Source organism: Kitasatospora sp. NPDC058406, assembly GCF_042722765.1.
Classification (GTDB): domain Bacteria; phylum Actinomycetota; class Actinomycetes; order Streptomycetales; family Streptomycetaceae; genus Kitasatospora.
The window spans coordinates 1-25057 of the sequence record NZ_JBHXKE010000061.1 but is presented as its reverse complement, the minus strand read 5'-3'; the positions used below and the strand labels follow the sequence as shown (position 1 = coordinate 25057).

26 protein-coding genes are annotated in these 25057 nt (G+C 71.4%); 24 read left to right on the top strand and 2 right to left on the bottom strand.

What is annotated here, in order from left to right:
• The first annotated feature begins 64 nt into the window (after positions 1 to 64).
• From rpmE to ACFWOG_RS14515, 18 genes are all read left to right on the top strand, one after another.
• Positions 65 to 286, top strand: coding sequence for a 50S ribosomal protein L31 (gene rpmE / locus ACFWOG_RS14600; protein WP_030057539.1), 222 nt, complete (start codon positions 65 to 67; stop codon positions 284 to 286).
• A gap of 127 nt (positions 287 to 413) precedes the next feature.
• The gene (gene prfA, locus ACFWOG_RS14595; RefSeq protein ID WP_329948549.1) at positions 414 to 1490 is read left to right on the top strand and encodes a peptide chain release factor 1; all 1077 of its coding nucleotides are present in this window, start codon (positions 414 to 416) and stop codon (positions 1488 to 1490) included.
• 58 nt (positions 1491 to 1548) lie between these two features.
• Positions 1549 to 2415, top strand: a complete 867-nt coding sequence (gene prmC / locus ACFWOG_RS14590) for a peptide chain release factor N(5)-glutamine methyltransferase (protein ID WP_329883023.1) — start codon at positions 1549 to 1551, stop codon at positions 2413 to 2415.
• A 46-nt stretch (positions 2416 to 2461) separates the two neighbouring features.
• Positions 2462 to 3109 (top strand): L-threonylcarbamoyladenylate synthase, encoded by a 648-nt coding sequence (locus ACFWOG_RS14585; protein ID WP_380358312.1) that lies wholly within the window; start codon positions 2462 to 2464, stop codon positions 3107 to 3109.
• A 29-nt stretch (positions 3110 to 3138) separates the two neighbouring features.
• Positions 3139 to 3780 carry a protein-tyrosine-phosphatase gene (locus tag ACFWOG_RS14580; RefSeq protein WP_329883206.1) on the top strand — a complete coding sequence of 214 codons (642 nt, stop codon included), beginning with the start codon at positions 3139 to 3141 and terminating at the stop codon, positions 3778 to 3780.
• A gap of 153 nt (positions 3781 to 3933) precedes the next feature.
• Positions 3934 to 5226 (top strand): serine hydroxymethyltransferase, encoded by a 1293-nt coding sequence (gene glyA, locus ACFWOG_RS14575; protein ID WP_329948547.1) that lies wholly within the window; start codon positions 3934 to 3936, stop codon positions 5224 to 5226.
• Positions 5227 to 5386: 160 nt separating this feature from the next.
• The gene (locus ACFWOG_RS14570) at positions 5387 to 6748 is read left to right on the top strand and encodes an MraY family glycosyltransferase (RefSeq protein WP_329883020.1); all 1362 of its coding nucleotides are present in this window, start codon (positions 5387 to 5389) and stop codon (positions 6746 to 6748) included.
• Positions 6749 to 7039: 291 nt separating this feature from the next.
• Entirely contained in the window at positions 7040 to 7483 is a 444-nt protein-coding gene (locus ACFWOG_RS14565; RefSeq protein ID WP_380358309.1) for a hypothetical protein, read from the top strand.
• Between the two features lie 285 nt (positions 7484 to 7768).
• Complete coding sequence (atpB, locus tag ACFWOG_RS14560) at positions 7769 to 8581, top strand: F0F1 ATP synthase subunit A (protein WP_329883018.1); 813 nt, start codon at positions 7769 to 7771, stop codon at positions 8579 to 8581.
• A 95-nt stretch (positions 8582 to 8676) separates the two neighbouring features.
• On the top strand, positions 8677 to 8913 hold the full coding sequence (atpE, locus tag ACFWOG_RS14555) for an ATP synthase F0 subunit C (RefSeq protein ID WP_329883017.1): 237 nt from the start codon (positions 8677 to 8679) through the stop codon (positions 8911 to 8913).
• Positions 8914 to 8947: 34 nt separating this feature from the next.
• On the top strand, positions 8948 to 9505 hold the full coding sequence (locus ACFWOG_RS14550) for a F0F1 ATP synthase subunit B (protein ID WP_329883016.1): 558 nt from the start codon (positions 8948 to 8950) through the stop codon (positions 9503 to 9505).
• Positions 9502 to 10317 carry a F0F1 ATP synthase subunit delta gene (locus tag ACFWOG_RS14545; RefSeq protein WP_329883015.1) on the top strand — a complete coding sequence of 272 codons (816 nt, stop codon included), beginning with the start codon at positions 9502 to 9504 and terminating at the stop codon, positions 10315 to 10317. The genes ACFWOG_RS14550 and ACFWOG_RS14545 overlap by 4 nt, the downstream gene beginning before the upstream one ends.
• Positions 10318 to 10473: 156 nt before the next feature.
• Complete coding sequence (gene atpA / locus ACFWOG_RS14540; protein WP_329883014.1) at positions 10474 to 12048, top strand: F0F1 ATP synthase subunit alpha; 1575 nt, start codon at positions 10474 to 10476, stop codon at positions 12046 to 12048.
• A 32-nt stretch (positions 12049 to 12080) separates the two neighbouring features.
• Entirely contained in the window at positions 12081 to 12995 is a 915-nt protein-coding gene (locus tag ACFWOG_RS14535; RefSeq protein WP_329883013.1) for a F0F1 ATP synthase subunit gamma, read from the top strand.
• Between the two features lie 2 nt (positions 12996 to 12997).
• Positions 12998 to 14443, top strand: a complete 1446-nt coding sequence (gene atpD, locus ACFWOG_RS14530; protein WP_329883012.1) for a F0F1 ATP synthase subunit beta — start codon at positions 12998 to 13000, stop codon at positions 14441 to 14443.
• 186 nt (positions 14444 to 14629) lie between these two features.
• The gene (locus ACFWOG_RS14525; protein ID WP_329883011.1) at positions 14630 to 15013 is read left to right on the top strand and encodes a F0F1 ATP synthase subunit epsilon; all 384 of its coding nucleotides are present in this window, start codon (positions 14630 to 14632) and stop codon (positions 15011 to 15013) included.
• Positions 15014 to 15161: 148 nt separating this feature from the next.
• Positions 15162 to 15662 carry a DUF2550 domain-containing protein gene (locus tag ACFWOG_RS14520; RefSeq protein ID WP_030302766.1) on the top strand — a complete coding sequence of 167 codons (501 nt, stop codon included), beginning with the start codon at positions 15162 to 15164 and terminating at the stop codon, positions 15660 to 15662.
• Positions 15663 to 15684: 22 nt separating this feature from the next.
• On the top strand, positions 15685 to 16257 hold the full coding sequence (locus ACFWOG_RS14515; RefSeq protein WP_329883010.1) for a cob(I)yrinic acid a,c-diamide adenosyltransferase: 573 nt from the start codon (positions 15685 to 15687) through the stop codon (positions 16255 to 16257).
• 25 nt (positions 16258 to 16282) lie between these two features.
• Here the strand turns inward: ACFWOG_RS14515 and ACFWOG_RS14510 are convergent, their stop codons facing one another.
• Complete coding sequence (locus ACFWOG_RS14510) at positions 16283 to 16882, bottom strand: hypothetical protein (RefSeq protein ID WP_380358301.1); 600 nt, start codon at positions 16880 to 16882, stop codon at positions 16283 to 16285.
• Positions 16883 to 17040: 158 nt separating this feature from the next.
• Here ACFWOG_RS14510 and ACFWOG_RS14505 point away from each other — a divergent pair, with 158 nt between their 5' ends.
• From ACFWOG_RS14505 to ACFWOG_RS14485, 5 genes are all read left to right on the top strand, one after another.
• Positions 17041 to 18252, top strand: coding sequence for a sensor histidine kinase (locus ACFWOG_RS14505; protein ID WP_380358298.1), 1212 nt, complete (start codon positions 17041 to 17043; stop codon positions 18250 to 18252).
• Positions 18249 to 18899: a response regulator transcription factor gene (locus ACFWOG_RS14500; protein WP_329883007.1), complete on the top strand. Its 651-nt coding sequence runs from the start codon at positions 18249 to 18251 to the stop codon at positions 18897 to 18899. Before ACFWOG_RS14505 ends, ACFWOG_RS14500 begins: the two co-directional genes overlap by 4 nt.
• A gap of 181 nt (positions 18900 to 19080) precedes the next feature.
• Complete coding sequence (locus ACFWOG_RS14495) at positions 19081 to 19950, top strand: 3-hydroxyacyl-CoA dehydrogenase family protein (protein WP_329883006.1); 870 nt, start codon at positions 19081 to 19083, stop codon at positions 19948 to 19950.
• 416 nt (positions 19951 to 20366) lie between these two features.
• Positions 20367 to 20699, top strand: a complete 333-nt coding sequence (locus ACFWOG_RS14490) for an STAS domain-containing protein (protein ID WP_329883005.1) — start codon at positions 20367 to 20369, stop codon at positions 20697 to 20699.
• Between the two features lie 193 nt (positions 20700 to 20892).
• On the top strand, positions 20893 to 23304 hold the full coding sequence (locus tag ACFWOG_RS14485) for an ATP-binding protein (RefSeq protein WP_380358293.1): 2412 nt from the start codon (positions 20893 to 20895) through the stop codon (positions 23302 to 23304).
• A 51-nt stretch (positions 23305 to 23355) separates the two neighbouring features.
• On the opposite strand, the gene nucS is transcribed toward ACFWOG_RS14485, so the two are convergent.
• Positions 23356 to 24015 carry an endonuclease NucS gene (gene nucS / locus ACFWOG_RS14480; protein ID WP_329948544.1) on the bottom strand — a complete coding sequence of 220 codons (660 nt, stop codon included), beginning with the start codon at positions 24013 to 24015 and terminating at the stop codon, positions 23356 to 23358.
• 514 nt (positions 24016 to 24529) lie between these two features.
• Here nucS and ACFWOG_RS14475 point away from each other — a divergent pair.
• Positions 24530 to 24922 (top strand): SCO5389 family protein, encoded by a 393-nt coding sequence (locus ACFWOG_RS14475; RefSeq protein ID WP_329883002.1) that lies wholly within the window; start codon positions 24530 to 24532, stop codon positions 24920 to 24922.
• The last annotated feature ends 135 nt before the right edge of the window (positions 24923 to 25057 follow it).

Genomic DNA, 25057 nt, shown 5'->3' with positions numbered 1-25057 from the left:
GTCCCGGTTCACGTGCGGCGTCCCAGCCGCCGACCCGGTGCCCTCCCGAACCTAGGAGAACCCCTTGAAGCCCAACGTTCACCCCGAGTACGTGGTCACCCGTGTGACCTGCACCTGCGGCGCCGAGTTCACCACCCGCTCGACCGAGACCAGTGGCGAGATCCGCGCCGAGGTCTGCTCGCAGTGCCACCCGTTCTACACCGGCAAGCAGAAGATCCTCGACACCGGTGGCCGCGTGGCCCGCTTCGAGGCCCGCTTCGGCAAGCAGCACAGCGCGAAGGCCTAGCGCTCCCTCGGCGCCGGTTCCCGGCGCCCCCGTACTCGTTCCGGGGGCGCTGGGGACCGGCGCCGTTCGCGTCCCCCCGCAGCCTCAGCGATCCCACCCACCCACACCCCGGGAAGAAGGCCACCCCATGTTCGAGGCAGTCGAAGAGCTCCTCGTCGAGCACGCCGCCCTCGAGACGAGGCTGGCCGACCCGTCCGTCCACGCCGACCAGGCCAACGCGCGCAAGCTGGCCAAGCGGTACGCCGAGCTGACCCCGATCACCCGGGTCTTCCGGGAGTGGAAGCAGGCCGGTGAGGACATCCAGGCCGCCCGTGAACTCGCGGCCGAGGAGCCGGAGTTCCTGGCCGAGGTGAAGGACTCCGAGGCCCGCCGGGAGCAACTGACCGAGGAACTGCGGCTGCTGCTGGTCCCGCGCGACCCGAACGACGACAAGGACGTCATCCTGGAGATCAAGGCGGGTGAGGGCGGCGAGGAGTCGGCGCTCTTCGCCGGTGACCTGCTCCGGATGTACCTGCGCTTCGCCGAGCGGATCGGCTGGAAGGCCGAGATCATCGACTCCAACGAGTCCGACCTCGGCGGCTACAAGGACGTCTCCGTCGCCGTCAAGACCAAGGGCAGCACCGAGCCCGGTCAGGGCGTCTGGGCCCGGCTGAAGTACGAGGGCGGCGTGCACCGCGTGCAGCGCGTGCCGGCCACGGAGTCGCAGGGCCGCATCCACACCTCGGCGGCCGGCGTGCTGGTCACCCCCGAGGCGGAGGAGGTCGAGGTCGAGATCGTGGCCAACGACCTGCGGATCGACGTCTACCGTTCGTCCGGCCCCGGCGGGCAGTCGGTCAACACCACCGACTCCGCGGTCCGGATCACCCACCTGCCGACCGGTATCGTGGCCTCCTGCCAGAACGAGAAGAGCCAGCTCCAGAACAAGGAGCAGGCGATGCGCATCCTGCGTTCGCGGCTGCTGGCCGCCGCGCAGGAGGAGGCCGAGCGGGAGGCTTCGGACGCCCGTCGCAGCCAGGTCCGCACGGTGGACCGTTCCGAGCGGATCCGGACGTACAACTACCCGGAGAACCGCATCTCGGACCACCGCACGGGCTTCAAGTCGTACAACCTGGACCAGGTCCTGGACGGCGACCTGAACGCGGTGATCCAGTCCTGCGTCGACACGGACGCGGCGGCCAAGCTGGCCGCGGCCCAACAGAACTGACACCTGCGGCAGCGAGACCGACGTCGAGGCCGGAGAGCGGAAGCAAGAGGTCGTACGGATGAACCTGCTACTCGCCGAGGTGGCCCAGGCCACCCAGCGGTTGGCCGCGGCCGGCGTGCCGTCGCCGCGCTTCGACGCGGAGGAGCTCGCCGCACACGTCCACAGCGTCAAGCGCAGCCAACTGCACACGGTCAAGGACGCGGACTTCGACGCCCGCTACTGGGAGGCCGTCTCCCGGCGGGAGGCGCGCGAGCCGCTCCAGCACATCACCGGGCGGGCGTTCTTCCGCTACCTGGAGCTGGCGGTCGGCCCCGGTGTCTTCGTACCCCGGCCGGAGACCGAGTCCGTGGTCGAGTGGGCCATAGACGCGGTCCGCGACATGGACGTGGCCGAGCCGCTGGTGGTCGACCTCTGCTCCGGATCCGGCGCCATCGCGCTCGCCCTGGCGCAGGAGCTGCCGCGCTCCACCGTGCACGCCTTCGAGCTCGACGAGGGCGCGCTGCCCTACACCCGGCGCAACATCGGGGCCTCGCCCGACCGCGCCCGGATCACCCTGCACGAGGGTGACGCCACCCGCGCCTTCGAGGGCGACCACGGCTGGGACGGCCGCTTCGACCTGGTCATCTCCAACCCGCCGTACATCCCGCTCACCGAGTGGGAGTACGTCGCGCCGGAGGCCCGCGACCACGATCCGCAGATGTCGCTCTTCTCCGGCGAGGACGGCCTGGACACCATCCGGGGCATCCAGCGGGTCGCCGCCAGGCTCCTGCGCCCGGGCGGCGCCGTGGTGATCGAGCACGCCGACACCCAGGGCGGCCAGGTCCCGTGGATCTTCAACGAGGAAGCCGGCTGGACCGACACCGCCGACCACCGCGATCTGAACAACCGGCCGCGATTCACCACGGCGCGCAAGGCGTCGCTGTGACCGCGTCCGTCCACGTGATGAGTTGTCTCGGAAGGGGACCGCACCGATGAGCCGCCGCTACGACTGTGCCGACGCAGGGGACCGCGCGACGGGCCTGCGCGAGGCCGCCTCTGCCATCCGCCGGGGCGAACTCGTCGTGCTGCCCACCGACACCCTCTACGGGGTCGGTGCGGACGCCTTCTCGCCGGAGGCCGTCGCCGCCCTGCTCGCCGCCAAGGGCCGCGGCCGCAACATGCCCTCACCCGTCCTGGTCGGCTCGCCGACCACCCTGCACGGGCTGGTCACCGACTTCTCCGAGCAGGCCTGGGAGCTGGTCGACGCGTTCTGGCCGGGCGGGCTCACCCTGGTCGCCAAGCACCAGCCCTCGCTGCGCTGGGACCTCGGCGAGACCCGGGGCACGGTCGCCGTCCGGATGCCGCTGCACCCGGTCGCCATCGAGCTGCTGAACACCACCGGCCCGCTGGCGGTCTCCAGCGCCAACCGGACCGGCGGGCCGTCGCCGTCCACCTGTGGCGAGGCCGAGCAGCAGCTCGGCGACGCCATCTCGGTCTACCTGGACGGCGGCACGGCCGACCACGCGAAGGCCTCGTCGATCGTCGATGTCACGGGCAAGGTCCCGGTGCTGCTGCGGGCCGGCGCGATCACCGCCGAGCAGCTGAGGGAGGTCGTCCCCGACCTGGAGGCCGGCAGTTGACGGCCGCCTCCCTCCATGCCGGGCCCGGCATATCGCCGTACCTGGCCGTGGGCCCCAGGCCGCTGGACCACTTCCGGATCCTGTACGTGTGCACCGGCAACATCTGCCGCTCGCCGATCGCCGAGCGGCTCACCAGGCGTGAGCTGGACACCCGGCTGAACCCGCGGGTGGCCGGCCGCATCCTGGTGGAGTCGGCCGGCACCTGGGGCCACGAGGGCGCACCGATGGAGGACCACGCCGCCACGGTGCTGGACGAGTACGGCGCCGACAGCGGCGGCTTCACCGGCCGTGAGCTGCTGGACGAACACGTGGTCGAGGCCGACCTGGTGCTCACCGCGACCCTGGACCACCGGGCCCAGGTCATCTCGATGGGGCACGAGGCCGGCCTGCGCACCTTCACCATGAAGGAGTTCACCCGCCTGGTCCGGACGATCGACCCCGGCACCCTCCCGGACCCGCGACGCGGCGCCGACGTGACCGAGCGCGCCCGCGCGCTGGTCCGGGCCGCCGCCTCGCTGCGCGGCTGGTTGCTCGCCGCCACCCCCGAGTCGGACGAGGTGCACGACCCGTACGGCGCGCCGATCGGCATGTTCCGCAACTGCGGCGAGGAGATATTCCACGCGGTCGACCCGGTGGTCACCGCGCTCACCGGGGTTCCCGCGCGCTACTGAGCAGGGCGGCCCCGTAGGCCGTGACCGTCCGGGCGGGTGCATCCCGGCCCGCGCCGCCGCGCCGCTCCCGGGGGCCGGTCCTACGCTGGAGGAACCCTCACCCTCTCCCGGCCTCCGACCGGGAGGTGGCCCCATGCGCCCGGGAGCCCCGCCATGACCGTCACCGATGCCGCGACCGGTTCCACCGAGACGACGGGGCGCCGGTGGGCGTCCGGGGCGCCCGACGAGGTCCTCCACCGGGCCGACCCCCAGATCGCCGACCTGCTCGCCGCCGAGGCCGAGCGGCGGGCCGAGACGATCCAGCTGCTGGCCGGGGAGAACCTCACCAGCCCGGCCGTGCTGGCCGCGCTCGCCGGCCCGCTGATCGACAAGTACGCCGAGGGCTACCCGGGCCGGCGCCACCACACCGGCTGCGCGCTGGCCGACGCCGCCGAACTGCTGGCCGTCGACCGGGCCCGCGCGCTGTTCACGGCGCCGCACGCCAACGTCCAGCCGCGTTCGGCCACCTCGGCGATCCTGGCCGCCTACGCGGCGCTGCTGCGGCCGGGGGACGCGGTGCTGGCGATGTCGCTGGAGCACGGCGGCCACCTGAGCTGCGGCTCGCGGGCCAACTTCTCCGGCCGGTGGTTCGAGTTCGTCGGCTACGGGGTGCGCCGCGAGGACGGGCTGGTCGACCTCGACCAGGTCCGCGAACTGGCCCGCCTGCACCGCCCCAAGGCCATCGTGGCCGGCTCCATCTCGCACCCCCGGCACCCGGACTGGGCCGCCTTCCGGGAGATCGCCGACGAGGTGGACGCCTACCTGGTCGCCACCGTCGCGCAGACCACCGGCCTGATCGCGGCGGGCCTGGCGCCCTCCCCGGTGCCGTACGCGGACGTCACCGTGGCCGCCACCCACAAGCTGCTCCGGGGGCCGCGCGGGGGCCTGCTGCTCTCCACCGCCGAGCTGGCCGACCGGATCGACCGGGCGGTCTTCCCGTTCACCCAGGGCGGCGCCGCGATGAACGAGGTGGCCGGCAAGGCCGTCGCCCTGGCCGAGGCCGCCACGCCCGCCTACCGCGCGTACGCGCACCGCACCGTCGCGGGGGCGCGGGTGCTGGCGGCGGGGCTCGAAGCGGCGGGGGCGCGTCCACTGACCGGCGGGACCGACACCCACCTGGTGACGGTCGACGTCGGCCCGCTCGGGGTGAGCGGCGCCGAGGCGGAGCGGCGCTGCGCCGTCGCCGGGCTGCTGCTCGGCAAGTGCGCGCTGCCATACGACCCGGCGCCGCCGTCCGAGGCCTCCGGCATCCGCCTGGGCACCGGCACGGTGACCTCCCAGGGCATGGGCGAGAGCGAGCTGACGGAGATCGCCGGGCTGATCGGACGGCTGCTCGCCGGGGGCACGGACGTCCGGGTGGGGGAGCGGGTCCGGGAGCTGGCGGGGGCGTTCGCGGGCCGTCGCTGACCGGATGAACCGATCTCCTACCCGGTAGGGCGAACCGCGATGCACGCACCCGGCGTCCGACTCAATAAGGTGTGTGCCGTGGCGACGCACCTCGAACCCCGGACAGGCACGGGCGTACCTTCGGTACCCACCCGTCGGACAGTGCAGCAGGAGGCCAGTGGTGCGTGAGTATCTGCTGGTGCTGTTCTGCACCGCGGCCGTCACCTACCTGCTGACCGGCCCGGTGCGGAAGTTCGCCATCGCGGCGGGGGCGATGCCCCCGGTCCGCGCCCGCGACGTGCACCGCGAACCCACCCCGCGGCTCGGCGGCATCGCGATGTTCGGCGGCCTCTGCGCCGGCATCCTGGTCGCCTCCCAGCTGGACAACCTGAGCAAGGTGTTCTCGCAGGGCACCGACATCCGCGCGCTGCTCTCCGGCGCCGGGATCATGTGGCTGCTCGGCGTGCTGGACGACAAGTGGGGCGTGGACGCGCTGGTGAAGCTGGGCGGCCAGATGATCGCCGCCGGCGTGATGGTGTGGCAGGGCGTCACGGTGATCACCCTGCCGGTGCCCGGCTCCGGCCCGGTCGCGGTCAGCCCCACCCAGGGCATGGTCATCTCGGTCACCCTGGTCGTCGTCATGGTCAACGCGGTGAACTTCATCGACGGCCTGGACGGCCTGGCCGGCGGCATGGTCTGCATCGCCGCGATGGCCTTCTTCCTGTACTCCTACCGGCTCTGGTACGGCTACACGATCAGTGACGCCGCCCCCGCCGTGCTCTTCAGCGTGCTGCTGATCGGCATGTGCCTGGGCTTCCTGGCGCACAACATGCACCCGGCCCGGATCTTCATGGGCGACTCCGGTTCGATGATGCTGGGCCTGATGCTGGCCGTCGCGGCGATCTCGATCACCGGCCGGGTCGACCCCGACCTGATCACCAGCGAGACGGGTTCGCAGACCCTCACCGTGCACGCCCTGGTGCCGATCTACATCCCGCTGCTGCTGCCGCTGACGGTCATCGCGCTGCCGCTGGCGGATCTGCTGCTCGCCGTGGTCCGCCGCACCTGGGCCGGCCAGTCGCCGTTCGCCGCGGACAAGCGGCACCTGCACCACCGACTGCTCCAGGTCGGCCACTCGCACAGCCGCGCCGTGCTGATCATGTACTTCTGGGCCGCGCTGATCGCCTTCGGGACCGTCGCCTTCTCGGTCACCAACACCGGCCGCACCCTGGTGCTGATGCTGGCCGGGCTCTGCCTGGTCGGCCTGGTGGTGCTGCTGACCCCGCGGTTCCGGCCGCGGGCCCCGCGCGCGGTGCAGGCCTTCGTCCCGCCGCGCTACCGCCGCCGTCCGGCGGGCCGGAAGCCCGCCCCGGCGGCGGTGCGCGAGGAGGAGGGCACGGCCCTGACCGCCGAGTCCGCCTCGGAGTCCGCCACCGAACCGATGGCCGAGCTGTCCGCCGAGGACAAGCGACTGCTCGGGGGGCTGCCGAAGGGCTCCTCCGCGACCGGAAGCCGTGGTCACGGCCACGGGCGCGGCCGGTAGGGCGAAGTGACGTCCTGTCAAGCCGCCTCACCCGTTCGGCGGCACTGTTGGGCCATCAGTGTGACAGGTACCACACATTCATGGTAAAGCTCTCATCAAATAGTTTGTGATACCGTTCACGAGTACCGAGAACACGCCGAAAGACCTCACAGGTGGATGACTTCCGTCCCTGGCCGGTCTCCCTCGACGGACTCGCCGCAGAGCGGCCGGTCCGCGGCGGTTCCGGTCCGGTGTCACCATCACGTTCTGTGCCCGTCCCCCCGCCATCGACATGCCGCCGGAGTTGCCGACATGCCGTCCAACGACGCCCGGATCCTCCGAGGCGCCGCGATCCCCACTGCGGTCGCCGGAGTCCTCGCCATGGCGATCTCCTTTGCAGTCGCGGGTGGCAAGGGCTTGCTCGGCGCCCTCTTCGGAACGCTGCTGGTGATGGCCTTCTTCACCTCGGGTCAGGTCGCGCTCGACCGGCTGACCAGGTCGAACCCGCACATCATGATGGCCGCGGCGCTGCTCGTGTACACGACGCAGATCCTGCTGGTCGGCATCTTGCTGGCCGTGTTCAAGGACACCGAGCTCTTCAACCGGCAGGCCTTCGCCTTCACGCTGCTCGGCTGCGCACTCATCTGGACGGGTTTCCAGGTGCGCGGCGCACTGAAGGCGAAGATGTTCTACGTCGACCCCAACGCCTCTGAAAACAAGGGCAACAAGCCGTCCGACAAGGGGCGTCAACAGTGACGGCGCCCCTCTGTCCCCCCAACGAGGGGGGCGGTGTTTATGCCGCGCTGACGGGCTGCTATCGTCCGTCGCAACAACGGAGTACGGGAAGAGGCCAGGTCTGTCCGCACGGCGGACCGATCGCCCCCCGGATCCGCGCAGTCTTCGATGATCCCGCGGCGGTGCAGCGCACTGCCGGGCGGGGTCGGCGAGAAACCCATCAAGTTCCAGTGCCGCTCCGTGGTCGCAGGCCACGCCGACACACCGAGGTTGCCGTAACCATGCGTCACGACGAAGGAGTCCGTGGTGAGTGCTGAACTCACGTCCCTCGCCTCAGGCAGTTGCCACTTCGGGGACGCTGGCTGCGGCTTCCCGGCCCCGGGTCTGAACGAGTTCCAGTTCGAGCCGATTTTCACGATCGGCAGCTTCGAGTTCAACAAGCCGATGCTGCTGTCGATGATCGTTGCGGTACTGGTCGTTCTGTTCTTCTGGGCCGCCTTCGCGAAGCCGCGGCTCGTCCCCGGCAAGCTGCAGCTGGTCGGTGAGATCGGCTACGACTTCGTCAAGCGCTCCATCGTTCTGGAGACGATCGGCAAGAAGGGCGAGAAGTACGTCCCGATGCTCGTCTCGATGTTCTTCTTCATCTGGTTGATGAACATCATGTCGATCATCCCGTTCGCCCAGTTCCCGGTGACCGCGGCGATCGCCTTCCCGGCCGGCCTCGCAGCCGTCGTGTGGCTCACCTACATGACGCTGACCTTCAAGAAGCACGGCTTCGTCGGCGGCTTCAAGAACCTCTGCTGGCCGTCGGGCATCCCCGGCTGGGTCATGTTCATCCTGGTGCCGATCGAGTTCTTCTCGAACATCTTCGTGCGCCCCTTCACGCTCGCGGTCCGAGCCTTCGCGAACATGTTCGCCGGCCACCTGCTGATCGTGATGTTCTCCATCGCCTCCTGGTACCTGCTCAGCCCGACCCTGGGCGCGCTGTACGGCACGGCCTCCTTCGTCGTGACCATCGCGCTGACCGCCTTCGAGCTGCTGGTCCAGTTCCTGCAGGCCTACATCTTCGTGATGCTGGCCAGCAGCTACATCGCCGGTGCCCTCGAAGAGGCGCACTGAGCCTGGGGCCCCCGGCCCCACCCCCGAACCACACCTCCCGGAATGCCCGGTGGCCAATCACCACCGGTTCACCACCCCTGCAAAGGACAACTGCAATGAGCTTCCTCGCTGAGGGCACTGTCTACGGTTCCGTCGCCTCGATCGGCTACGGCCTCGCCGCCATCGGCCCCGGCATCGGCGTCGGTCTGATCTTCGGTAACGGTGTCCAGGCCATGGCCCGCCAGCCCGAGGCGGCCGGTCTCATCCGCGCCAACATGTTCATCGGCTTCGCGCTCACCGAGGCCCTCGCTCTGATCGGCATCGTCATGCCGTTCGTCTTCGGCAACAAGTAATCCCGCCGAAGACCCTTTCGAGGAAGGTCCAGATATGAGCATCGCGGCGCAGCTCGCGGCCGAGGAGAAGATGAATCCTCTCCTCCCCGCGTGGCCCGAGATCATCATCGGCCTGATCTGCTTCTTCATCGTCTTCGGTCTGCTCGGCAAGAAGCTCCTCCCCAGCATCGAGAAGGTGCTGTCGGAGCGCCGGGACGCCATCGAGGGCGGCATGGAGCGCGCCGAGGCCGCCCAGGCCGAGGCCCAGGCCCTGCTTGAGCAGTACCGCGCCGAGCTCGCCGACGCGCGTCACGAGGCTGCCCGCATCGTCGAGCAGGCTCGCGAGCAGGGCGCAGCCCAGCTCACCGAGATGCGCGAGGAGGGCCAGCGTCAGCGCGAGGCCATCGTCGCCGCCGGCCACGCCCAGATCGAGGCCGACAAGAAGCAGGCGTCCGCCGCCCTGCGCCAGGACGTGGGCTCGCTGGCCTCCCAGCTGGCGTCCCGCATCGTGGGCGAGTCCCTTGAGGACTCCGCCCGGCAGAGCGGTGTCATCGACCGCTTCCTGGACGAGCTGGAGTCCAAGGCCGCCGTTGCTCAGGGCGCGGCCAAGTGATCGGCGCCAGCCGCGAGGCCCTCGTCGCCGGGCGGCAGAACCTGGAGAGCCTGACCGATTCCACCTCGGTGGACGCGGCCAAGCTCGCCGAGGAGCTCACCGCCGTCACGGCCCTCCTCGACCGTGAGGTGTCGTTCCGCCGCGTGCTGACCGACCCGTCCCGGTCGGGTCAGGACAAGGCGCAGCTGGTCACCTCGCTGCTGTCCGGCCAGGTTTCCGGCGAGGCTGTCGACCTGGTCTCCGGCCTGGTCCGCTCCCGCTGGTCGGGCGCGCGTGACCTGGTCGACGCGGTCGAGGAGCTGTCCTCGTACGCCGAGGTCATCGCCGCCGAGAAGGCCGGTGCCCTGGACGACGTCGAGGACGAGCTGTTCCGGTTCGGCCGGGTGGTGAGCGGCTCCAACGAGCTGCGCTCCGCGCTGACCGAGCCGAAGGCCGGCGCCGCCGCCAAGGCTGCGCTGATCAGGAAGCTGCTCGGCGGCCGCGCCAACGCGGGCACCGTCCGGCTGGTCACCAGCCTGGTCAACAACCCGCGTGGCCGTAGCCTGGAGCAGGGCCTCGAGTCCTACTCGAAGCTCGCCGCCGCGCGGCGCGGCCGAGTGGTGGCCCTGGTCACCACCGCGGTGCCGCTGTCGGACAGCCAGAAGGAGCGCCTGTCGGGTGCTCTCGGCCGGCTGTACGGCCGCCAGGTCCACCTGAACATCGACGTCGACCCCGAGGTCGTCGGCGGTGTCCGGGTGCAGATCGGTGACGAGATCATCGAGGGCACCGTGTCGAGCCGCCTTGAGGGCGCTCGCCAGTCGCTCGAAGGCTGAACACACCCAAGCAGCACATCCGACCCTCGGTCGGGAACCGGCTCCACCGGAGTCGGCAAATCGTACGGCCGGTTCATACGACCCGGCCGAGAGTCGAGTACTTGCGGCCCTCAATGGCGGGCCGAGGATCGCAAACTAGGAGAGCAGGGAAGCCTGATGGCGGAGCTTACGATCCGTCCGGAGGAGATCCGGGACGCGCTGGCCGACTTTGTCCAGTCGTACCAGCCGGACGCCGCCTCTGTGGAAGAGGTCGGCACGGTCACTGACGCAGCGGACGGTATCGCCCATGTCGAGGGCCTGCCCTCGGTCATGGCCAACGAGCTGCTGAAGTTCGAGGACGGCACGCTCGGCCTCGCGCTGAACCTCGACACCCGCGAGATCGGTGTCGTCATCCTCGGTGAGTTCGGCGGCATCGAGGAGGGTCAGACGGTGCGCCGCACCGGCGAGGTCCTCTCGGTTCCGGTCGGCGACGGCTACCTCGGCCGCGTCGTGGACCCGCTGGGCAACGCGATCGACGGTCTGGGCGACATCGCTTCCACCGGCCGCCGTGCCCTGGAGCTGCAGGCCCCCGGCGTCATGGCCCGCAAGTCGGTCAAGCAGCCGCTGCAGACCGGCATCAAGGCCATCGACGCGATGACCCCGATCGGCCGCGGCCAGCGTCAGCTGATCATCGGCGACCGCCAGACCGGCAAGACCGCGGTGGCCGTCGACACGATCATCAACCAGCGCGACAACTGGCGCTCGGGCGACCCGGAGAAGCAGGTCCGCTGCATCTACGTCGCCGTGGGCCAGAAGGGCTCCACCATCGCGTCCGTCCGTGGCGCCCTGGAGGAGGCCGGCGCGCTGGAGTACACCACCATCGTGGCCGCTCCCGCCTCCGACCCGGCCGGCTTCAAGTACCTCGCTCCGTACACCGGCTCCGCCATCGGCCAGGAGTGGATGTACGACGGCAAGCACGTCCTGATCATCTTCGACGACCTGTCGAAGCAGGCCGAGGCCTACCGTTCCGTTTCCCTGCTGCTGCGCCGCCCGCCGGGCCGCGAGGCGTACCCGGGCGACGTCTTCTACCTGCACTCCCGCCTGCTGGAGCGCTGCGCGAAGCTGAACGACGAGCTCGGCGGCGGCTCGATGACCGGTCTTCCGATCATCGAGACCAAGGCCAACGACGTGTCGGCGTACATCCCGACCAACGTCATCTCCATCACCGACGGCCAGTGCTTCCTGGAGTCCGACCTGTTCAACGCCGGCATCCGCCCGGCCGTGAACGTCGGTATCTCGGTCTCCCGCGTCGGTGGCTCCGCCCAGATCAAGGCCATGCGCTCGGTCGCCGGCCGTCTGCGCCTGGACCTCGCCCAGTACCGTGAGCTGGAGGCCTTCGCCGGCTTCGGTTCCGACCTGGACGCGGCCTCCAAGGCCCAGCTGGAGCGCGGTGCGCGCATGGTCGAGCTGCTGAAGCAGGGCCAGTACCAGCCGTTCCCGGTCGAGGAGCAGGTCGTCTCCATCTGGGCCGGCACCACCGGTCAGCTGGACGACGTCCCGGTCGCCGAGATCCGCCGCTTCGAGCGCGAGTTCCTGGACCACGTGCGTCTGCAGCACAAGGACCTGCTCGCCGGCATCGTCGAGACCGGCCTGCTGGCCGACGGCACCGTCGACGCGCTGGCCACCGCGATCGGTGCCTTCAAGCAGGGCTACCAGACCGCTGACGGCAAGCTGCTCTCCGAGCAGGCCTGAGTCCGGTAGCGAGGGAAAGGACGTAACGACCCATGGGAGCACAGCTTCGGGTCTACAAGCGCCGGATCCGCTCTGTCACCGCGACGAAGAAGATCACCAAGGCGATGGAGATGATCTCCGCAGCGCGCATCGGCAAGGCGCAGCGCTCGGTGGCCGCCTCCACCCCGTACGCCGACGAGCTCACCCGGGCGGTGACGGCGGTGGCCACCCGGTCCAACGCCAAGCACCCGCTCACCAGCGAGAACCCGAACGCCACGCGTGCCGCAGTCCTGCTGATCACGGCGGACCGCGGTCTGGCGGGCGGCTACTCGTCCAACGCCATCAAGGCCTCGCTGGCGCTCTCCGAGCGTCTGCGGTCCGAGGGCAAGGACGTGGTGACGTACGTCGTCGGCCGCAAGGGCGTCTCGTTCTACGGCTTCCGTGACCTCGCCGTCGCGGAGACCTGGACGGGCTTCTCGGACAAGCCGACCTACGGGGACGCCAAGGCCGTCTCGGCCGCGCTGATCGAGGCCTTCACGGCCGAGACCGGTGGCGTGGACGAGGTCCACGTGATCTCGACCCGGTTCGAGTCGATGCTGACGCAGACCGCGGTCGACGCCCGGCTGCTGCCGCTGAAGCTCGACGAGGTCCAGCTCAGCGACGAGTCGTCCGCCAAGGCGGAGATCTTCCCGCTCTACGACTTCGAGCCGTCGGCGGAGGGCGTCCTGGACGCCCTGCTGCCGCGGTACGTGGAGAGCCGGATCTACAACGCGCTGCTGCAGTCGGCTGCCTCCGAGCACGCCGCCCGCCGCCGCGCGATGAAGAGCGCGACGGACAACGCCGGCGAGCTCATCAAGTCGCTCACGCGGCTTGCCAACTCGGCCCGTCAGGCCGAGATCACCCAGGAAATCAGCGAGATCGTCGGTGGCGCGAACGCGCTCGCTGACGCGAGCCGCGGGAGCGAATGAGTATGACTACCACTGTTGAGCCGACCACGGCGACGGGCCGCGTCGCGCGGGTCATCGGCCCGGTCGTCGACGTGGAGTTCCCCGTCGACGCGATCCCGAACATGTTCAACGCCCTGCGCGTCGAGGTGGACAACCCCGACGGCACGGGCAAGAAGGTCCTCACCCTCGAGGTCGCCCAGCACCTCGGCGACGGCCTGATCCGCGGCATCTCGATGCAGCCGACCGACGGCCTGGTCCGCGGTTCGCAGGTCACCGACACCGGTGCCGCGATCTCGGTGCCGGTCGGCCAGATCACCAAGGGCAAGGTGTTCAACGCCCTCGGTGAGGTGCTGAACGTCGACAAGGACGAGTTCGAGTCGCAGGTCCAGGTCCGGTGGCCGATCCACCGCAAGGCCCCGGAGTTCAAGGACCTCGAGTCCAAGACCGAGATGTTCGAGACCGGCATCAAGGTCATCGACCTCCTCACCCCGTACGTGACCGGTGGCAAGATCGGTCTGTTCGGTGGTGCCGGTGTCGGCAAGACCGTTCTGATCCAGGAGATGATCTACCGCGTCGCCGAGAACTTCGGTGGTGTGTCGGTCTTCGCCGGCGTCGGCGAGCGTACCCGTGAGGGCAACGACCTCATCGACGAGATGGTCGACTCGGGCGTTCTGGACAAGACCGCGCTGGTCTTCGGCCAGATGGACGAGCCGCCGGGCACCCGTCTGCGCGTCGCGCTCTCCGCGCTGACCATGGCGGAGTACTTCCGTGACGTCGAGAAGCAGGACGTGCTCCTCTTCATCGACAACATCTTCCGGTTCACCCAGGCCGGTTCCGAGGTGTCGACCCTGCTCGGCCGTATGCCCTCCGCGGTGGGTTACCAGCCGAACCTGGCCGACGAGATGGGCCTCCTCCAGGAGCGCATCACCTCGACCCGCGGTCACTCGATCACCTCGATGCAGGCGATCTACGTCCCCGCGGACGACCTGACCGACCCGGCCCCGGCCACCACCTTCGCCCACCTGGACGCGACGACCGTTCTGTCGCGCCCGATCTCGGAGAAGGGCATCTACCCGGCCGTCGACCCGCTGGACTCCACGTCCCGCATCCTCGACCCGCGGTACATCGCGCAGACCCACTACGAGACGGCCATCCGTATCAAGGGGATCCTGCAGAAGTACAAGGACCTCCAGGACATCATCGCCATCCTCGGTATGGACGAGCTGTCGGAGGAGGACAAGATCACGGTCCACCGTGCCCGTCGCATCGAGCGCTTCCTCTCGCAGAACACCTACGTGGCGAAGCAGTTCACCGGCATCGAGGGTTCGACCGTGCCGCTGTCCGAGACCATCGAGGCCTTCAACTCGATCGCGGACGGCAAGTACGACTCCGTCCCGGAGCAGGCCTTCTTCATGTGCGGTGGCATCGAGGACCTGGAGCGCAACGCCGCTCAGCTGGCGAAGAAGTAATCGCGGCCGGTAGCAGTCGAGCGTGATCGTGAGGGGTGGGCCCCAGCCCTGGGACCCACCCCTCACGTCGCACCGGCTGTGATTCCGGTCAAATCCGTGCCGCCGGTTTCATGCCGGGGGCGCGGGCCCGTTATTCTTACCGAAACTCCCGAGTAATCGGGGGTTGCATGAGCCTAGGAGCCCACGTTGGCTGAGCTGCACGTCGAGCTGGTCGCAGCCGACCGCAAGGTGTGGTCCGGTGCGGCCACCATCGTCGTCGCCCGTACGGCCTCCGGTGACACCGGCATCATGCCGGGTCACACCCCGGTGCTGAGCGTGCTGGAGACCGGTCCGGTCACCATCCGGACCACGGACGGCGGCACCGTGATCGCCGCGGTGCACGGCGGCTTCATCTCCTTCGCCGACAACAAGGTGTCCCTCCTCGCGGAGATCGCCGAGCTGGCGGACGAGATCGACGTCGCGCGTGCCGAGCGCGCACTGGACAAGGCCAAGTCGGACCTCGACGCGCACGCCGAGCGTCGCGCCGAGGTGCGTCTGTTCGCGGCGCGCGGCCTCAAGGCCCACGCCTGAGTGCGCCGGACCCCGCCTGAGCGGGGTCGACCGACGGTCCCGGGGACGCCTGAGCGTGACCCCGGGACTGTCGTCTCAGTTGGTAGGTCAACGCGGTCGCCTGGTACGACCGAAACGGGGAACGCGGGTAGCGAGGAGGTAGGTGAGCATGGTCCTCGCCCTTGTGGTGTGTGCGGCGGTCGTGGCGCTCGGTGTGATCGGGTTGGTCGCGTTCGCGGTACGCCGCCGTGTGATCCAGCGGGTCGGCGGAACGTTCGACTGCAGTTACCGGCTCAAAATGCCCGCCGACGCCTCGACTCAGCCCGACCTCGACGAGAACGGCAAACCCACCTCAGCCCCGGTCCCCCAGACCGACGGCAAGGGGTGGGTTTTTGGTATCGGCCGGTACAGCGGCGACTCCATCGAGTGGTTCCGGGTCTTCTCGTACGCTCCGCGCCCCCGCAAGGTCCTGCCGCGCCGGGAGATCGAGGTGCTGGGCCGGCGCTACCCCGAGGGGCAGGAGGAGCTGGCCCTGCTCTCCGGCTCGGTCGTGCTGCGCTGCCTCCACAACGGCGCGCCGCTGGAGCTCGCGATGAGCGACGACGCGCTGACCGGCTTCCTCGCCTGGCTCGAAGCCGCACCCCCCGGGCAGAGGGTCAACGTCGCCTAACCCCGCGGCTAGTCTTGGCGCCATGGTCAATCTGACGCGTATCTACACCAGGACCGGCGACGACGGCACCACGGCGCTGGGCGACATGAGCCGTACGACCAAGACCGATCCGCGCCTGGTCGCGTACGCGGACGCCAACGAGGCCAACGCCGCGATCGGTGTGGCGATCGCGGCGGGTGCGCTGCCGGAGGACGTCGTCACGGTGCTCACCCGGATCCAGAACGACCTCTTCGACGTGGGCGCCGACCTGGCGACCCCGGTGGTGGAGGACCCGAAGTACCCGCCGCTGCGGGTGCTCCAGTCCTACATCGACAAGCTGGAGGGGGACTGCGACCACTACCTGGAGTCGCTGGAGAAGCTGCGCAGCTTCATCCTCCCCGGCGGCGCCGCGGGCGCCGCGTACCTGCACCTGGCCTGCACGGTGGTCCGCCGGGCCGAGCGGGCCACCTGGGCGGCGATCGAGGCACACGGGGAGAGCGTCAACCCGCTGACCGCCAAGTACCTGAACCGCCTCTCCGACCTGCTGTTCATCCTGGCCCGGGCGGCCAACAAGGAGCGCGGCGACGTGCTCTGGGTGCCGGGCGACAACCGCTGACCCGCGGCCGCCGGTACGGCTGCCGCTACAGCTGCTGGTGCTGCCGCGGGATCTCCCAGCCGACCACGTGGCCGTCCTCGACGATCGCGCCGGCCGGCGGCTCCTTCGGCCAGATCGCGTAGCAGGCGGCCACGATCAGGTTGATCCCGGCCACCATGCTCAGCCGCAGGTACCAGGCGGTGAAGGTGGAGAAGGCGGCGGCGCCGGCGGAGAGCGGCACCATGAGGGTGATCAGGCCGAGCGTGACGCCCGCCGAGACCGTGGTGCGGCCGGCGACCTGCCACTCGTAGCGGGTCCGCGCCGAGCCGTACTTGGGGGAGCGCGCGGGCTTGGGGCCGCCGGCGAAGCGGTACTGGAAGTGCCGGTCGGCCCAGCGGACCAGGGACGGCCCGAACCCGAGGGAGAAGCCCGCGTAGCTCGCCGCCAGCGCGTGCGTCCAGCTCGCGGTGGCGCCGCCGCGCAGGTCGAGCACGGCGAGGGTGAACAGGGTGAGGTCCAGGACCGGCAGGCCGATCAGCAGGACCGTGCTCACCGTGCGCAGCCGCAGCACGTAGCGGGCGGTCAGGGCCAGCCCGAGGACGACCCAGAAGGCGACCTCGGCGGCGAGGATGAGGGTGACGATCATGGCGGGCCTCCGGGCTGTTCGGTGGTGCTACCAGCCTTCCGCGCGCCGGTCCGCGCGTCGTCGTCGCCGGAGCCGAGTCCGGGCTGCACCTTTCGATGTACGCGCACTCCTCCCCGGACCCGAGCCGCCGGTCCGGCCGGGGATGATCTGATGGGGCTGTGCGCAGACCCACTCTCACCCCGCGGCAGGAAGACCGGGCGATCGCGGTCTTCGGGCTGCTCGGCGGGCTGTTCCTGATCTCCGTCAAGGTCTACGACGGCTCCGGGCACGTCGCCCGCTGGGCGGTCGTCCCGCCGCTGGTGGTGATGGCCTCGCTGGAGCTGGTCCGCCGGAGCAGGCCGGTCCTCATCGCGACGGTCGGCGGGATCGTCTTCGCGGTCAGCATCTTCAACGGCGCGCTCCTGGCGACCACCCTGATGTACACCGACCTGCTGTACGCCGCGGTGCTCTACGGCAACCCGAAGATGTCGCGGGTGCTGCACCTGACCGGTGCGGCCTCGGTGCTGGTGCTGTCCACCCTGGTGCTGATCTACAGCGACGCGCCGACGGCCGTGGCCGTCGTGGTGCTGACCACGCTGGTCTACCTGGCGCCGGTCTGGACCGGCGACATCGTGCGCAAGCACCGCGAGGAGGCGGAGTCCCAGCGGCTGCGGGCCGAGCAGACCGCGCTGCTCTCCGAGATGGACCGGCGGGAGGCCGTCGTCGTCGAACGGGCCCGGATGGCGCGGGAGTTGCACGACGTGGTGGCGAACCACCTGTCGGCCATCGCGATCCACGCCACCGGCGCGCAGTCGGTCGCCCGGCGCCAGCGGCGTCCGGAGGACGATCCGCTGGTGGAGGTGCTGGGTGTGATCCGGGAGAACAGCGTCCAGGGATTGACCGAAATGCGCCGCATCATCGGCCTGTTGCGGGACAGCGGCGGGGGAGAGGCCGACGCGTCGTACGCCGCGCCCGACCTGGACGCGGTGGACGCGCTGCTGGCGAAGGCCCGGGCGGCCGGGCAGGACGTCGGGCTGGGCTTCGAGCTCACCGAGCGTGGCGACCGCGGCTCGCTGCCGGTGCCGGTGGGTCTGGCCGCGTACCGGATCGTCCAGGAGTCGCTGACCAACGCGCTCAAGCACGCGGGGCCGGGCGAGGTCCGGGTGCTGCTGGAGTTCCTGCCGGAGGAGCTGCGGATCGTGGTGTCGAGCCCGTTCCGCCGCGGCGCGGGGCAGTCGCTGCCGGGTGCGCGGGCCGGGCTGGTCGGCATGGCCGAGCGGGCCTCGCTGCTGGGAGGCGGCTTCGAGGCCGGTCCGGAGGGCGAGTGCTGGACCGTCCGGGCGGTGCTGCCGCGGGCGCTGGTGACCGAGGGAGAGGGAGGGCGGGCATGACGATCCGGGTGCTGGTGGCGGAGGACCAGGCGGCCGTGCGGGCGGCGCTGGTGATGATCCTGCGGGCGGAGCCGGACCTGGAGGTGGTCGGGCAGGCCGCGGACGGCGAGGAGGCCGTCCGGCTGGCGCTGGAGCTGCGGCCGGACGTGGTCCTGATGGACGTCCAGATGCCCCGGCTGGACGGCGTGTCGGCGACCCGCGAGGTGGTGGCGGCCGGAGCGGCCCAGGTGCTGGTGCTGACCACCTTCGACCTCGACGAGTACGTCTACGGGGCGCTGCGGGCCGGGGCGGCCGGGTTCCTGCTGAAGGACCTGGAGGCGGACACCCTGGTCGAGGGGATCCGGACGGTGGCGCGCGGGGACGGCATGCTGGCCCCCTCGGTGACCCGGCGGCTGATCGGCACCTTCGCCCGTCCGGAGCGTCAGGTGGGGCCGGCGGTCCGGGCGGCGGTGACGGGGCTGACCCCGCGGGAGCGGGAGGTGCTCACCCTGATCGGTGCGGGCCTGCCGAACGGTGAGATCGCCCGGCGGCTGGAGATGGCGGAGGCGACCACCAAGACGCACGTCAGCCGGATCCTGGCGAAGCTGGGTCTGCGCAGCCGGGTGCAGGCGGCGATCCTCGCCCAGGACCTTGGGCTGACGATCTGATCAGCTGACCTTCTCGCCTGCTCGGGTCCGGCGCAGATCACACCTTCGGATCGCCCCATGTCGACCGTTCGGGCACTAAAGTCCGGCCCATGAGCGACGCGGCTCGGCGCCGGTGATCCCTGCCCTGAGCCGCCTTCAGGGCCCGCCCGCCAGGGCGGCGACGGCATCGGGAGACCAAGCCATGAGCAATGTGTCCAGTAAGCGGATCGCCGTGATCGGTGCCGGCCTGATGGGCGCCGGCATCGCCCAGGTCTCCGCGCAGGCAGGGCACCCCGTGGTCCTGCGCGACGTCACCGAGGAGGCGCTCCTGCGCGGCCTCGCGGGCATCCGCGCCTCGTACGACAAGTTCGTCTCCAAGGGTCGGCTGACCGCCGAGGACGCCGAGGCGGCGCTCGGCCGGATCACCACCACCACCGACCTGGACGCGGTCTCCGAGGCCGACATCGTGGTCGAGGCGGTCTTCGAGCGGCTGGACGTCAAGGAAGGCGTCTTCAAGGAGCTCGACAAGCTCGCCAAGCCGGGTGCGGTGCTCGCCTCCAACACCTCCGCCATCCCGATCACCCGCATCGCCGCCGCCACCGGCCGCCCGGAGTCGGTCGTCGGCGTGCACTTCTTCTCGCCCGTGCCGCTGATGAAGCTGGTCGAGCTGGTCCGCGGCTACAAGACCAGCGACGAGACGCTGGCCACCGCCCGGGCCTTCGCCGAGGGCGTCGGCAAGGACGTCGTGGTGGTCAACCGCGACGTGGCCGGCTTCGTCACGACCCGTCTGATCACCGCGCTGGTCGTCGAGGCCGCCAAGCTGTACGAGTCGGGCGTCGCCAGCGCCGAGGACATCGACGCCGCCTGCCGGCTCGGCTTCGGCCACCCGATGGGCCCGCTGGAGACCGCCGACCTGACCGGCGTGGACATCCTGCTGCACGCCGCGCGGAACATCTACGAGGAGACCCAGGACGAGAAGTTCGCCGCCCCCGAGATCATGGCCCGCATGGTCACCGCCGGCGACCTGGGCCGCAAGAGCGGCCGCGGCTTCTACCCGTACCCGGCCAAGTGACCGGTCGGCGCCGCTGAGCCCGCGGGCCGTGCGGTCGGAGCACCGCACGGCCCCGCTCCGGGGTGGGTGAGTTTCCTCACGCCGGTGTCGCAGACGGGTGATTTGGGCGGTAATCGAGCGTAGGTGTGGAGAGTTCCTGCGTATATTCCCTCGGACGAGTGAAGTTGCTTCAGATCTGGCCGGAACCAGCAACCCGCGGGGCTGGTTCGCCGTCAGATGAGGGGGAACCCGGGATTCCGGCCGGGGCCGGGCGTGGGGCCGAAGGCCCGCCCGAATCGACACCGTCATCGATACCGACATCGACCACCGACCGACACCGACACCCCCGCATCCTGACCCGGCACGGCCGGGGCGGACGCAGCGGGACGACCCCGACCAGATCCGCCACGCAGGTCCGCCACGCGGAGGAGGAGAGCATGCGCATCACCGGCAACCACGTGGCGCTGGCCATCGAAGGCCGCCTCGACGTGCGCACCGCCGCCGACGCGCGGGCCCGGCTGCACCAGGCCGTCGACGGCGGCCTGGGCGACCTCGTGCTCGACCTCGCCCGGCTCGAGTTCTGGGACGCCACCGGCCTCGGCGTGATCATGGGCACCCACCGCCGGGCCGGCCGGATCGGCCGCCGCCTGGTGCTCCGCTCCGTCCCGGCCCAGCTCCAGCGGCTGCTGGTGGCCACCCGGCTGCACCGGATCCTCGCCGTCGAGGGCATGATCGCCGAACCCCGCGGTGCCACCCTGCCGGTGCTCTGACCGGCGGTCGCGCGGCCGCGGACGCCCGGTGCCGGGAGGCCGCTGTGCGGGCGGGCGCGGATGTGCGAGAGTCTGGCGTCAGGAAACGGCCGCCGGGGCCGAGCCCGGCCCCCCCGGCCTTCGACCGGGAGGTGCCCCCGGTCCGCGGGCGGCCGGACGAAGTCGTCGGCGCGAGCGTGGGGCGGAGCAGATCGTGGGACAGCCATCCGGTGAGTTCCGGCAGGAGGCCGTACGGGCCCGGAGCGGTGAGCTGGTCACCGGCGGGCTGCTGGTGACCGTCGGCACCCCGGAGGGATCCGAGGTGCGCCCCTGCCCCGACGAGTGGCGCCCCAGCCCCCGCCGGACCGAGCGCAGCGGCCCCGCCCGCGGCCCGTCCGGTGACGCCGGCCGCCAGGTCGGTCCGCTCGCCCTCGGCGCCGGGCCCGCCGACCTGCCGCTGCTCGACCGCGAGGCCGACGTCGCCCAGCTGCTCGGCCTGCTCGCCGAGGGCCGCTCCATACGCCTGGTCGGCCAGGCCGGATCCGGCCGCAGCGCCCTGCTGTCGGCCGTCGCCGAGTCGGCCGGCGACCTCGCCCCCGGCGGCGTCGTCCAGCTCTGCGGCCACCGCCGCACCGCCGCCGACCTGCTCCAGGACCTCTTCGCGGCCACCCACCACGCCCCCGGATTCCGCCCCGACCCGGCCCAGCTCGCCGAGCACCTCGCCCGGGTCGGCGCGATCGTCGTCGTCGACGAGGTGGAGCCCTCCGGGCCGGAACTGGAGCAGTTCCTCGCCGCCGCGCCCGACTGCGCCTTCCTGATCTCCGTCGCCCCCGACAGCCCGCAGCTGACGCCGGACTCCCGGCTCCGCGACCACCTGGTCGCCGGCCTCTCCCGGCCCGCCTGCCTGGCACTCGCCGCCCGGCTGGCCGGGCGGCCCCTGGACGCGGCCGAGAAGGCCTGGGCGGTGGACCTCTGGTTCGAGTCCGAGGGCCTGCCGCTGCGGTTCGTCCAGGCCGCCGCGCTGCTGCGGCAGCGGGACGTCGCGGTGGACGCCCTGGTCGCCGCCGAGGACGACCGCATGGACGTCTTCGGAGCCGTCCGGGAGCCGGTCCACGACCCCGACCCGGCGGTCCGTGAAGCCGCGCTGCGCGGGAACGTCCCACTGCCCTCGGTCGCCGAGTCCACGCTCCCCGCCGTCCGGCTCGCCGAGGGCCTCGGGGAGACCGCCCAGGCCGTACTGCGGCTCGCCGTGGCGCTCGGCGGCGAGTGCCCGACCGCCCCGCACCTGCCCGCGCTGATCGACGTCGGCCAGGGCGAGAACGCGCTCGCCGAGCTCGCCGACGCGGGGCTCGCCGTCTCCATCGGCGGCCACCACCGGCTCACCGCCGGGGCGCTGGAGCTGCTCGCCCCGCACTGGCCCGCCCGCGGCAGCGTCGACGGCGCCGCGCAGCACTTCGCCTGGTGGGTCGGCCACTCCTCGGTCTCGCTGGCGCAGATCGCCGCCGAGGCCGAGGTGGTGATCGGCGTACTCCTGGCCGACCGGGCCGCGGGACGGCACGCCTCCGTACTGCGGCTGGCCCGGGCGGCCGCCCCGGCGCTGGCGCTGGCGCTGCGCTGGGGGGCCTGGGAACGCGCCCTGCAACTGGGTCTGGAAGCCGCCCGGAAGACCGGCGCGCGGGTCGACGAGGCGTGGTTCCACCACGAGTTGGGCGTCTACGCGATCTGCGTGCGGGAACCCGGCCGGGCCACGGCCGAGTTGGAGGCCGCACTCGCCCTGCGGGCCGCCCTCGGCGAGCAGCGCGGGGCGCCCGGCGCCCGGCGGATGCTCGACCTGCTGCGCGCCGACGGCCGGCAGCTGCCGCCCGCCGCGCCGGCCGGCTCCGGGTCCGCCCGCCGGCCCGTCATCCGGGCCATCGCCCAGGTGCCCCTGCGGCTCAGGGCCACCACCACGGGCCCCGGCCGCACCAGGCGCACGGTGATCGCCGCCTCGGCGGCCGTGCTCGCGCTGGGCGTCCTCGGTACGGCGGTCGCGATGACGGCCGACGGGGAGCCGAAGGGAACGGATCCGCACAGCAGCAGCGACGACGGCTCCCTGCCGACCGGCACCCGGCCGTCGCCCCGCTCCGGCAGCCCCCGGCCGACCGCCTCGGGGCCCTCCTCCACGGCCGCGCCCGAGACCTCCGCCCCGACGGCCCCGCCCACGGCCGAGGAGCCCGAGGACGGGCCCTCGACGGGCGCCGTCGCCTCGCGGTCACGGTCGGCCTCGCCGTCGGCGTCGAAGCGGCCGAGCCGGTCGCCGAGCACGGGGACGACGAGCACCGCCCCGCAGTCCACGGCCCCGGGCCAGTCGCAGTCGGCGGGCGGCGCGGGGGGAACGGGCGGCAACCCGCCGCCCCCGGGCGGCGGCACGGGCGGCGGAGGCGGCACCGGCGGGAACGGCACCACGAACGGGGGAACGGCGGGCGGAGGGTCCACGCAGCCCCCCGGAGGCGGCACGCCGCCGGCCACCCAGCCCCCGGCGACCCCGACGACCGTCCCGACGACAACGGTCCCCTCGACCACGACGACGCCGCCGGACTCGGGGAGTCCGACGGCGTCCACGACGTCCGCGTCGCCGACCGGCTGACGGGCGGCGACGCCGGGTCGGGTCTGCGGGTGAGGTCAGGTCAGGTGCGGGTCAGAACAGCTTCAGCTTGTCGTCGTCGATGCCGCGCAGCGCGTCGTAGTCCAGGACCACGCAGCCGATGCCCCGGTCGGTGGCCAGCACACGGGCCTGCGGCTTGATCTCCTGCGCGGCGAAGACGCCCTTCACCGGGGCCAGCAGGGGGTCCCGGTTGAGCAGTTCCAGATAGCGGGTGAGCTGTTCCACACCGTCGATCTCGCCGCGCCGCTTGATCTCGATGGCGACGGTCGCGCCGTCCGAGTCGCGGCAGAGGATGTCGACCGGTCCGATCGCGGTGGGGTACTCGCGGCGGATCAGGGACCAGCCGGCGCCGAGCACCTCCATCCGGTCCGCGAGCAGCTCCTGGAGGTGTGCCTCGACACCGTCCTTGATCAGACCCGGGTCCACTCCGAGTTCGTGGGACGAGTCGTGCAGCACCTCCTCCAGCGTGATGATGAGCTTCTCGCCGGCCTTGTTCTCCACCGTCCAGACCCCGTCGGCGACCTTGAGGGCGCACGGCGGGGACATCCAGTTGAGCGGCTTGTAGGCGCGGTCGTCGGCGTGGATGCTGACGCTGCCGTCGGCCTTGACCAGGATGAGCCTGGTGGCGGAGGGCAGATGGGCGGAGAGCCGACCGGCATAGTCGACTGAGCAGCGGGCAATTACGAGACGCACGGTCGACCACGCTAGCCCACCGGGGCCAGTTGATGCGATTCCGCGACGGCCGGGTGAAGAATCCGCGAACCCCGCGAACATGGATGCCCTGCGATCCCTCGAAAGCCTGTCGGCACCCTGGCGGCCACCACCATTGGCAGCTACGGTGTGTGACGGCTTGCTTGCGGGATCGCTGTCAACGGGGATGGAGACTTCAGATGAACGATCCGACGGGATCCGGCCAATCTGGTGCACCGGGGCTCATTCCCGGAGCAATCAGCCGGAACCACCGGTCCGGTCCGCCGTTGACTGCCACGCTGTTCTGAGCGGTTGGCGCCCCCGACCACGTCCCTCAACGGGTCCTCGGCGCCCCCGCCTCGGCGCGGTGCCGGAAACAAGGCCGTCCGACGGCGTCACACCCGTCCGACGGTGTTCCGGACATCCCGCGCTTCACCCTCACCCTCACCCTCAGCTCGGACTTGGACTACGCACCACCACCCGTGCGCCGCGCGGGTGGACCGCGAGAGGAGAATCCATGTCGCTCGACGTCTCACCGGCCCTGCTGGAGAAGGCCGAGCGGGACGAGGTCGACGAGCGGGAGTTCGTCGACTGCGTCCGCGTCTCCCTGCCGTACGCCTGGGACCTGATCAGCTCGCTGGTCGCCCAGGCGAAGGTCGACGGCACCGACTTCGCCGACAACCAGGTACCTCCGCCCAGCGAGCAGGCCCGCGGCCAGCTCCTTCGGGCGCTCGCCAGTGACGCCATCCGGGGTGCCCTGCAGCGGCATTTCGGTGTCCAGCTGGCCTTCCAGAACTGTCACCGGGTGGCGGTCTTCGTGCCGTCGTCCGCCAACAAGAAGCGGTACGAGCGGTTCACCTCCGTTCGGGCGCAGCTGCTCAACCAGTCCGAGGAACTGCGGGACTGCTGAGCACCGGTCGGCTCGCGCCGGATACGCCACCGGGCCGCCCGCCCCCACGAAGGGGGACGGGCGGCCCGGGCCGTGTTGTCGCCCGCTCGCCTCCGGGCCGCTTCGGTCCGGTGCCGACGGTCGGCGCTCCCGCGC